The sequence below is a fragment of the Microlunatus panaciterrae genome (genome assembly GCF_016907535.1).
Lineage (GTDB): Bacteria > Actinomycetota > Actinomycetes > Propionibacteriales > Propionibacteriaceae > Microlunatus > Microlunatus panaciterrae.
The window spans coordinates 661,763-671,278 of sequence record NZ_JAFBCF010000001.1 but is presented as its reverse complement, the minus strand read 5'-3'; the positions used below and the strand labels follow the sequence as shown (position 1 = coordinate 671,278).

9 protein-coding genes and 1 pseudogene are annotated in these 9,516 nt (G+C 69.0%); 7 read left to right on the top strand and 3 right to left on the bottom strand.

Annotated features, from left to right (window positions below):
* Window positions 1–189: 189 nt before the first annotated feature.
* The gene (locus tag JOE57_RS02965) at window positions 190–1,230 is read right to left on the bottom strand and encodes a zinc-dependent alcohol dehydrogenase family protein (protein WP_204920185.1); all 1,041 of its coding nucleotides are present in this window, start codon (window positions 1,228–1,230) and stop codon (window positions 190–192) included.
* Between the two features lie 230 nt (window positions 1,231–1,460).
* Here JOE57_RS02965 and JOE57_RS02960 point away from each other — a divergent pair, with 230 nt between their 5' ends.
* The 5 genes from JOE57_RS02960 (at window position 1,461) to JOE57_RS19085 (ending at window position 5,419) form a co-directional block, all read left to right on the top strand.
* Window positions 1,461–1,958 (top strand): universal stress protein, encoded by a 498-nt coding sequence (locus tag JOE57_RS02960; RefSeq protein WP_204916317.1) that lies wholly within the window; start codon window positions 1,461–1,463, stop codon window positions 1,956–1,958.
* The gene (locus tag JOE57_RS02955; protein ID WP_239579121.1) at window positions 1,958–2,908 is read left to right on the top strand and encodes a universal stress protein; all 951 of its coding nucleotides are present in this window, start codon (window positions 1,958–1,960) and stop codon (window positions 2,906–2,908) included. Before JOE57_RS02960 ends, JOE57_RS02955 begins: the two co-directional genes overlap by 1 nt.
* 66 nt (window positions 2,909–2,974) lie before the next feature.
* Window positions 2,975–3,439, top strand: coding sequence for a DUF2231 domain-containing protein (locus JOE57_RS02950; protein WP_204916315.1), 465 nt, complete (start codon window positions 2,975–2,977; stop codon window positions 3,437–3,439).
* A 58-nt stretch (window positions 3,440–3,497) separates the two neighbouring features.
* The gene (locus JOE57_RS02945; protein WP_239578825.1) at window positions 3,498–4,175 is read left to right on the top strand and encodes a response regulator transcription factor; all 678 of its coding nucleotides are present in this window, start codon (window positions 3,498–3,500) and stop codon (window positions 4,173–4,175) included.
* The gene (locus JOE57_RS19085; RefSeq protein ID WP_204916314.1) at window positions 4,172–5,419 is read left to right on the top strand and encodes an ATP-binding protein; all 1,248 of its coding nucleotides are present in this window, start codon (window positions 4,172–4,174) and stop codon (window positions 5,417–5,419) included. Before JOE57_RS02945 ends, JOE57_RS19085 begins: the two co-directional genes overlap by 4 nt.
* Window positions 5,420–6,570: 1,151 nt before the next feature.
* Here the strand turns inward: JOE57_RS19085 and JOE57_RS19275 are convergent.
* Window positions 6,571–6,726: pseudogene (locus tag JOE57_RS19275) on the bottom strand (DapH/DapD/GlmU-related protein); the annotation flags it as partial.
* Between the two features lie 538 nt (window positions 6,727–7,264).
* Between JOE57_RS19275 and JOE57_RS02930 the strand changes: the two are divergent.
* The gene (locus JOE57_RS02930; RefSeq protein ID WP_204916313.1) at window positions 7,265–8,053 is read left to right on the top strand and encodes an alpha/beta fold hydrolase; all 789 of its coding nucleotides are present in this window, start codon (window positions 7,265–7,267) and stop codon (window positions 8,051–8,053) included.
* 5 nt (window positions 8,054–8,058) lie between these two features.
* A complete protein-coding gene (locus tag JOE57_RS02925; RefSeq protein WP_338041389.1) occupies window positions 8,059–8,541 on the top strand; it encodes a metallophosphoesterase family protein in 483 nt (160 codons plus the stop codon).
* A gap of 5 nt (window positions 8,542–8,546) precedes the next feature.
* Here the strand turns inward: JOE57_RS02925 and JOE57_RS02920 are convergent, their stop codons facing one another.
* Window positions 8,547–9,503, bottom strand: coding sequence for a sigma-70 family RNA polymerase sigma factor (locus JOE57_RS02920; RefSeq protein WP_204916311.1), 957 nt, complete (start codon window positions 9,501–9,503; stop codon window positions 8,547–8,549).
* Window positions 9,504–9,516: the final 13 nt, after the last annotated feature.

The following is a 9,516-nucleotide window of genomic DNA, read 5'->3' as shown; positions in this document are numbered from 1 at the left end:
ACTTTCCTGTTGTACTTCCCTGGACCTGGCTAAGCGTTGCCCGTGTGACCACCGTTGCTCGCCATGGTTCGGCCGAACCATGGGCGATGGTCCCAAGGGCGCATGACCTTGGTCCCAGCACCGGAACGGTGTGGGCAGGGTCGTCACCGGGCTTGATCAACAGCGGAGTTGGCGAGGCTGCGGAGCGGCTCAGTCACGCGTGAGCGCGACCTTGAGGGCTCCAGTGGAGGACGCGTCGGCGAACACGGAGTAGGCCTCCATCATCTCGTGCAGATGGAACCTGTGGGTGATGAACTTCGCCGTGTCGAGCTGTCCGCTCGCCAGCATCTGCAGCAGCGTCGAGGTCGAGTAGGTATCGACCAGCCCGGTGGTGATCGTGACGTTCTTGATCCAGAGGGTCTCCAGATGCAGGGTGGCCGGCTTGCCGTGCACACCGACATTGGCCACGTGACCGCCCGGGCGGACCAGTCGGGTGCACAGCTCGAAGGTGTCAGGCGTCCCGACGGCCTCGATGACGACATCTGCGCCGAGGCCTTCGGTCAGCTCCATGACCGCCCTCTCCGGGTCCTCGTCGGCGAGCAGCGCGACATCAGCGCCGAAGTGTTTGGCCGCCTCGAGTCGTGAGGGTGCCAGATCGATGGCGATCACCCTGGCAGGTGAGAACAGGTGGGCGGTCATGATCGAGGCCAACCCGATCGGACCCGCACCGACAATGGCCACCGTGTCAGCGGGGGACACCGTGCCGTTGAGCACGCCGACCTCGTAGGCGGTGGGCACGATATCGGCCAGCATCAGGGCCGACTCATCGCTGACGGCGTCGGGGAGGGGGTAGAGCGAGGTGTCAGCGAACGGAACCCGGACGAACTCGGCCTGGGTGCCGTTGATCAGATGGCCGAGAATCCAGCCACCGCCGTTGACGCACTGGCCATAGCTGCCCTTGCGGCAGTACCGGCAGCGTCCGCATCCGGAGATGCACGAGACCAGCACGCGCGACCCGACAGTGATGCCGGACACCGCGGTTCCGACCTCCACCACGGTGCCGACGGCCTCATGGCCGAGAATCTGTCCAGGTTGGACCTCGGGCACGTCGCCCTTGAGGATGTGCAGATCCGTTCCGCAGATGGTGACGGCGTCGACGCGGACGATAGCGTCCCGATCATCGACCAGGTCGGGCAGAGCCACGGTCTCCCAGCTCTTGTTGCCTGGGCCGCCATCGACGAGCGCCTTCATCACGATGCCTTACCTCCTGAAAGTCGCGGTGATCACAGTCAACTCGCTCCGAGGAAGCTTGTGCAGAGTCGAAGGTCCCGCTTCCCGGCCTCTCCTGATCTTCCCGGTGGCCCGGTCCGGGCACGCCGCGCAGGACCAATGGCCCTGCGAACGGTGACTTCCGGTCATAGCGGTGCAGTGCCGAAGTGGGCACAGTGGAGGGGGACGAGGACTACCGAGAAGGAGCCGACATGGCCAGCAGAGAAGTGGTCGTGGGCATCGACGACTCACCGTCGGGACGAGCAGCACTGCGTTGGGCCGTCGAGTACGCCCGGGCGACCGACCGCCCGTTGCATGTGCTGCACGTCATCACACCGATGATGGATGCGCCGGTGGTCTGGTCACCTGGCTTCGCCGGGATGGCGGCCCAGCACGACCCGGCGACAGCCGAGGTCGAACGGGCCAAGATCCGGACGATGTTCAACCAGGCCGGCCCCAAGCCGGCGTGGCAGCTCGAGTTCGTCCAGGGTCCAGCCGGGCTGAGACTTGTCGGCAAATCCGAACACGCGAGCCTGCTGGTCATCGGTACCCATGAGCACGTCGGCCTGGGCAGGATCCTGCAGGGTTCCGTCAGCCACTACTGTCTCAGCCACGCCCAGTGCCCGGTGGTCGCCGTGCCGCCGACCTTTGACGAGGCCGGAGCACAGCACGACGTGACCGCGCACGACATGACACCGTCGGGGCTGTGATGACCAGCAGGGGCGTGCAGCGCATCGTGGTCGGCGTCGACGAGTACGAACCCTACGGCGACTTCGCCGCCCTGCGGTTCGCGGCGGACGCGGCCCGACAGCGCGGCGGTGTGATCAAGCTGGTGCATGGCTGCGGCCCCCGGCACAGCATCGGCCACGAGAGCCGTGCTGCCATCGATGAACGGGTCCGCCGGGGGCGCCGGCTGCTGGGCGGGGCCGCCCGTCGGCTGGGCAGGATGACGGAGCTGGATACCAGGATCCAGGTGCTGGCCTCACCGCTGCCGGCGGCCGAAGTGCTGCTCGAGGAGTCGAAATCGGCCGCCATGATCGTGCTGCAGCGACGAGACCTGGCCCAGGCCAGGCGGGTCTATGCGGGGTCCACCACAAGCACGGTGGCCGCCCAGGCCACCTGCCCGGTTGCCGTCGTCAGGTCTGAGCAGGTCGACAGCGAGCCTCTGACAGGCGGTGTCGTGGTCGGGGTGGACAGTCTCGGTCATGCCCGTCAGGCGCTGGCGATGGCCTTCCAGGAGGCGTCCTGGCGTGGTGTGGACCTGACCGTCATCCACGCCTGGGAGCCACACGTGAGCGCCGCGCCCTACTACGGATACGTCCCGCCGGACGCCTCGGAGATCGAAGTGGCCCACCAGGACGAGGCGCGGGCCCTCGCCGAGGCCTGTGCCGGGATGAGCGAGATCTATCCCGACGTGCAGGTGCACCGGGAGCTGGTGGAAGGTCCGGTGGTCAGGACGCTGCTCGAGCTGAGCAGGAACGCCCAGCTGCTGGTCGTCGGCAGGCACGGGCACTCCCAGCTGGCCTCGCTGGGGTTGGGCACGGTGGCCCGGCACATGATCCGCCAGTCGCCCTGCCCGGTGCTGGTCACTCCTGGCGAGCCACCAGCGCAGCAGCACCTGCTCAGCGGGACCGAGGTGGCCGTCGGGCCGGGGTACTAGGCGGGCTAAGAATTCTCCAAAGTTCGTTCGCGATGCTGAGGACTCCGTTGACCAAAGGAGACCCTCGTGCTGGACACCATCTTCGGCCTGCCCCTGCACCCCCTCATCGTGCACGCGACTACCGTCGTGGTGCCGACCGCCGCGCTGGCTGTGCTGCTTGCGGCGGTCTGGCCGAGATTTCGCCGCTGGGCGGGCTGGGGCCCGCTGGCCCTGAGCCTCGTCTCGATCGTCCTGGTGCCCCTGACCACGCAGTCCGGTGAGTCGTTGGAGCATCGGTTGCCCCGCTCCGGGTTGATCCAGCGGCACGCCGAGCTGGCCGATGGGCTGCTGCCCTGGGTGATCGTGCTGGCCGTCGGAGCTGCCGGACTGTTCTGGGGCCATCGCCGTGGCCGCTCGGGGACGTCGACGCTGCCGCGGTGGCTGGTGGCGCTGACACTCGTTATCGCACTGGTCGGAGCGATCGGCACCACCGTCCAGGTCGTGCTGATCGGCCACAGCGGCGCCGAGGCAGCCTGGTCATCGACCGGGTAGGGCATTCTTGGCTCATGCCCTACAACGCGAGCTGGCGACCCCGATCGGCCGCCTTCCGTTGACCGAACCGACGGAGCCTGCGCCCCGGCTGTTGCTGGTGGAGGACGACCGCGACCTGGCCGAGATGTTGACTGAGATCCTGCGCAGCGAGGGATACCTGGTAGAGGCGGCCTCCGACGGGCAACAAGGGTTGCACCTGGCCCTCTCCCGCCCGTACGAGCTGATGGTGCTGGACCGCGGGCTGCCCGCGATCGAGGGGCTCGACCTGCTGACGAGGCTGAGATCGCGTGGAGTGGTCACCCCCGTGCTCGTCCTGTCGGCCTTGGGACTGCCCCGGGATCGGGTGGACGGCCTGAACGCCGGGGCGGAGGACTACCTGTCGAAGCCGTTCGACCTCGACGAGCTGCTGGCCCGGCTGCGGGCGCTGCTGCGGCGGCACCGGGAGGAGGCGGAGTCTCTGACCCTGCCGTGCGGGCGGTTCGTCATCGACTCGCGCACGGTCCTGCTCACCGACGGTCGCACCCAGGTGTTGTCGGACCGGGAAAGCTCCTTGCTCGAGGTCTTCGCACGCCGGCCCCAGCAGGTCTTCAGCCGGCAGGAGCTGATGTCGCGGGTCTTCCCCGACGCCGAGGAGGAAGGGGTGGTCGACACCTACGTTCACTATCTGCGACGCAAGCTCGGCAAGGCCAGTGTGCGCACGATCCGAGGACTCGGTTACCAGCTGGGCCGGTCGTGAGCGACCGCAGGAGGGAGCCCGAGCTCCGCCGGGCGGCGTGGCGGGTGGGCAGCCAGACGGCGCTGCTGGTGATCCTCACTCTGGCTGTGGTCGCCGTGCTGGTCTTCTTCACCGTCGTCCGGAGCCAGCATGAGCAGGTGGGCCGAACGCTGGACAACGCCATCGCTGCCCTGCATGAGGGCTCCGACCAGGACCGGGACGGAGACGTGTCGTCCTCTCCGGGAGTGCAGCTGGCGGTCTTGACCACTGCGGGGGTCCGCAGCTCGGCCGGGGTGCCCGACGGCCTGCCGGATCTGACCGTGATGCGCGCTGTGCTCGCCACTGGCCACACGGACCGGCGCGACGTCCAGCTGGCCAGCGGCCGGTATGCGTTGCTGACCAAGCGACGGGGGACAACCGTCGTGCAGGCGATGCTGAGCCTGCATGAGCAGCGTGAGGAGCAGTTGCGGATCCTGGAGTCGTTCGGGCTGGCAAGCGTTGCCGGGCTGCTGCTGGCCACGGCCGCGGGTTTCTGGCTGGCCGGTCGGGCAGTACGACCGATGGCCGAGGCACTGGCCCTGCAACGTCGGTTCGTCGCGGACGCGAGCCACGAGCTGCGGACCCCGCTCACCCTGCTCAGCACCCGGGCCCAGCTGCTCCGTCGCCGGATCAGGTCCGCCGGCCGCACCGACGACGCCCTGTTGCGTGACGTCGACGGCATCGTCGCGGACACGAAAGCGCTTACTGACATCCTGGAGGAGCTCCTGTTGGCGGCCGATACCAGGGCCGAGGTCCCCCGGGTGACCGTCGACGTCGCCGCCCTGGTTGCCGCGGTGGTGGCAGCCGCCGCTGCCGAGGCTGACCGGCGCGGGGTCCAGCTCACCCTGCGCAGCGATGAACCGGTGAGGCTCAGCGCTGGTGCCCCGACCGCCCTGAAGAGAGCGGTGACCGCGTTGATCGACAACGCGCTGACCCACGCCAAGGGGCAGGTGCGGGTCACCGTGACCCGGCTTGCCACCGAGGTGGTCATCAGCGTCCGTGACGACGGTCCAGGTCTCGATGAGGACTCCGTCCCGCAGATGTTCGCCCGCTTCGCCAGCGACCGGCGCGAGCCTGCCGCGGCCTCGGGTCGGCGCCACTACGGGTTGGGGCTGGCGCTCGTCTCCGAGGTGGCTGCCCGCCACGGCGGCCGCGTGCTGGCCGAGAACGTCCCGGGCCCGCAGACGGGGGCCGATGTCCGGCTCATCCTGCCGTCCCGTCGCTAACCTCGCGGAGACACGTCCACAGCCGGTTCCGGACGGTGCACACCCCGAGGACGGTAGCCCAGGGACTCGGAGATCCCGCACAGGTCGGCGATGTACCACAGGGTGGCCAGCCACATCTCGGTTCCCTGCAGGCCCGGCCGGTGCTGAACCGCGGCAGGTCCGCTGAGGGGCGCATGCGCGAACGAGAAACCCGCCTCGTCCTGCCACTGGGCCAGCACCTCGGGTATCTGGGCCTGCGCCCAGGCGACGATCTCCGGCCGGCGGTGGCCTGACTGCCGACTGGCGAGCCACAGCGGGTGCGCCACATCCAGCACATTGCAGGCGGTGGTGCGACCGGGACCGAAGTGTCGCTCGTCGGCCGCCTGCTCGAGAGTGGTGTTGATCACCCGATCCGGGAACGGCAGCGGGATGCCGAACTGGGCGAACGATCCGCGGGAGCCGCGGTAGAAGCCGTTGACCGGCTGGAGGAGGCCGTCGGAGAGCCGGGGCGCGGACCACATCCCGTTGTCGCGCCGCGTGTGCGTGACCAGCCAGCCGATGAACGCGTCGAAGGTGGTCAGATTCTGCTCGGACCAGTCGGGCTGATAGCTGAGATTCCACCTGAACGCGGTGCCGATGGTGTCCACAGCGGCTCCGGCGCCCCAGCCCCGGCTGCTCCACGGCAGGTCACGCAGGATCCGGCACAGCTCTTCGGCGGACATCTGCTGCACGGCCCTGATCGGGTGCACGAACCTCGACCCGAGCAGGTCCAGGGCGTAGCCGAGGCTCAGCACGTGATAGTGCGCGTCACCCTGCTCGAAGCCTGCGGGAGCCTCGCCGTGCAGGCCCTCACTGGTCAGCAGCGGCGTCAGGCCGGTCACCGGGTCCTGGTTCTGCCGAAGCCGGTCGACATGCTGCTGCGTGGTGAGCTGGCCCGGGGCCTGCCCGGTCAACAGGATCGACACCTCGATGGCGTCGGCGTGCGCACGCAGGGTGGCTGCGGCACCCGGCGCGTCGACGTACCGGCCGGTCGTGGAGCCGTCGGCCGCGACGGCGCCCGGCTGCCAGTAGCGCTCGACCACGCTCGCGCACTGCTCTGTGGCGCGGGCTGCGAAGTCTGCCAGCCGGGAGGACAGCTCCCGGGTCAGGTCACGCGGACGTTTCGGCTCGCGCCGATCCCGGATGAAGCGGGCCGGGTTGCCGCCGACGATCGCCCAGGCCGGCACGTCCTTGGTCACCACAGCACCTGCTCCGACGACCGCATGCGAACCGATGGTCACCCCGTCGACGATCACCACATGTGAGCCGATCCAGACGTCGTCGCCGATGGTGATGCCGCGCGTGGTGATCGGCTGGCGGAACACCTCGCGGTCGGCCTCGAAGCCGTGGTTGAAGCCGAGGATGGAGGTGTGTGCGCCGATCCGCACGCCGCTGCCCATCGTCACCGAGCCCCGAACCACTGTGAACGCATTGACGGTGCAGTGGTCGCCGCAGCGGAGGTCATCGGTCACATAGGCGTGGGCGGCGATGTAGCAGTTGTCGCCCATGGTCAGCGACCGGGGATGGACCATGGCCAGCTCTGACAGGAAGGTCCGCTCGCCGATCGAGCCTCCGGTGGCGGCGATGATCGAGCGCTGGTGCGCCAGCTGTCGCGCCTGCTCCTCCTCGGTGGCGTCGTGCCAGAACAGCCACCCGTTGTAGTCGAGCAGCTTGGGATCGGTCACGGGCAGTTGAGTGGCCTGGCTCACGGCGCTCCTGGTCAATGCGGGAAAGCGGATTCTCGGACCTCCTCAGTATCGAGCATGGCAGCAGCCGCAGCCTCGGCAGGAGACGTGTTGTTCTCATCGTGGACGGTACGGTGGGGCAGTGGAAAGAGACCCGTACCGGCTGACCGTCAGGTTCGACCCCGTCGAGGACCGGCAGGTGCGGTCGCTGACCGCCGGCTCGGCGGGCGCCCGGCCCGAGGTGGTGCTGCTGCCGGGCCTCGGACTGCCCGGCTACCTCGCACCCTGGGCGCGCGTCATCTCGGAGTGGACCAGGGCGACGGTGCTCGACCTGCCGGGCTGGCGATTCGGGCGACGCCCTTCGTGCAGCCCGACCCTGCAGCACATCGCGATCGCCTGCGCCCGCTGGCTGGAAGTGACCGACCGGAGCGACGTGATCCTGCTCGGACACTCGACCGGTGCGCAGGCGGTGCTGCGTGCTGCGCTGCTGGTGCCGCAGCGGATCGCCGCAGTGGTGCTCGCCGGACCCACCTTCGCACCCGGCGTACGGACCATGCCGGCTCTGCTGCGGACCTCCGTCAGCACCTTCTCCCGCGAGGTCGCCGCGGAGTTCCCGGCGATCGCACCGTCAGTGCTGGCCAGCGGGATGTTCCCGCTGGCCCGGTTCATCCGATCGGCGATGCCCGATCGGCCGGAGGAGCTGGTCCCGCAGCTCGCGTCCCCGGTGATGATCATGACCGGTGAGCACGACGGGCTGGCCCCGCCCGGCTGGGCGGCCGAGCTGGCACGGCTGGTCTCCGCGCCACTGACGATCCTGCCGGGAGCGCATAACGCCTGCTTTCCGTTTCCTCGGCGGGCCGACCAGGCCCTGCGTGAGTTCGTCGCCGGGCTCGAACAGCCGGCTGCACCTGGAGGAGCGTCGGAGTCTTGAGAGTCGTGGTCCTCTCCGACACCCACAGCCCGCGACGATGGCAGCGTTGCCCGGCAGCCGTCGTGGAACACCTGGAGGCCGCCGACCTGATCCTGCACGCCGGTGACGTCTGTACGGTCGACGTTCTGGAACATCTTTCCAACTGGGCGCCGGTGCACGCCGTGTTGGGGAACAACGACCTGTCCGAGGTTGCCGAGTGGGGAGCGCCAGAGACCCTGGAACTGGACCTGGGCGGGCTCCGGGTGGGCATGATCCATGACAGCGGACCGGCCACCGGTCGTGTCGCCAGGATGCGTCGCCGCTTCCCGACCGCTGATCTGGTGGTGTTCGGCCACTCGCACATCCCACTGGATCAGACGGAGCACGGCCTGCGGATCTTCAACCCAGGATCGCCGACGGATCGCCGTCGACAACCCCACGGCACCCTCGGACTGCTCGACATCCGAGAGGGAGGGCTGGTTACGGCGCGACTGGTGCCGTTGCCCTGACGGGCTCAGGCGGCCAGGGTCCGCTGGTCGCGCAGCAGCGCCAGTGCCTGACGCTCGATCTGACGTACCCGTTCGGCCGAGATGTTCCAGCGCGCGGCGATCTCGTTCAACCGTGCCTGCCGACCATCGAGCAGACCGAAGCGGCGCCGCACGATGTCGGCGGCCCGCGCATCGAGCCGGGCGAGCAACGCCTCCAGCTGGGCGCTCTCCTCGGCCTCGACGACCATCTCATCGGGTCCGGGAGCCGTCTCGCGGGCCACCAGGTCACCGAGTGACGTGTCTCCGTGGTCCTCGATCGGGGAGTCCAGGGAGAGGTGTTCGCGCCCGAAGCGGATCAGCTCCAGCACCCGGTCGAGCTCCAGGCCGAGCTCGTCGGCGATCTCAGCTCTGTCGGGCTCCCGGCCGAGCCGGCGCTCCAGCGCGCGGCGGGTGGCCTGCACCTGGTTGACCTGTTCGGCGACGTGGATGGGCAGGCGGACGATCCGACCCTGCTGCGCGATGCCGCGGCTGATGGCCTGTCTGATCCACCAGGTGCCGTAGGTGGAGAACTTGAAACCCTTCGTGTAGTCGAACTTCTCCACGGCCCGGATGAGGCCGGTATTGCCTTCCTGCACCAGGTCGAGCAACGGCAGCTGGCTCCGGAGGAACTTCCGTGCAACCGAGACCACCAGACGGAGGTTGGCGGTGACGAAACGCTGCTGTGCAAGCTGACCCTCCTCGACCAGCAGGGTCAGCTCGGCCTTGGTGGGGCGGGCAGCGCCTCGGCGACGCGCCGGTGCCGTCGCCGGGCTGTCGAGCAGTCGCTGGGCGTAGATCCCGAGTTCGATCGTCTTCGCGAGCTCCACCTCGTCGGCTGCGCTGAGCAGGGAGGTCTCACCGATGGCGTCGAGGTAGAACCCGACAGAGTCCCCGACTCCGTCGGCCGAGTCGTGGGTGGGACGCCTTGCGCTGCTGTTGACCACGATGGGCCCCTTA

Bases quoted from the DNA above. Each gene is read 5' to 3' on its own strand.
- JOE57_RS02960 (WP_204916317.1), top strand. From the start codon at position 1,461: ATGGCCAGCAGAGAAGTGGTCGTGGGCATCGACGACTCACCGTCGGGA.
- JOE57_RS02965 (WP_204920185.1), bottom strand. From the start codon at position 1,230: ATGAAGGCGCTCGTCGATGGCGGCCCAGGCAACAAGAGCTGGGAGACC.
- JOE57_RS02955 (WP_239579121.1), top strand. From the start codon at position 1,958: ATGACCAGCAGGGGCGTGCAGCGCATCGTGGTCGGCGTCGACGAGTAC.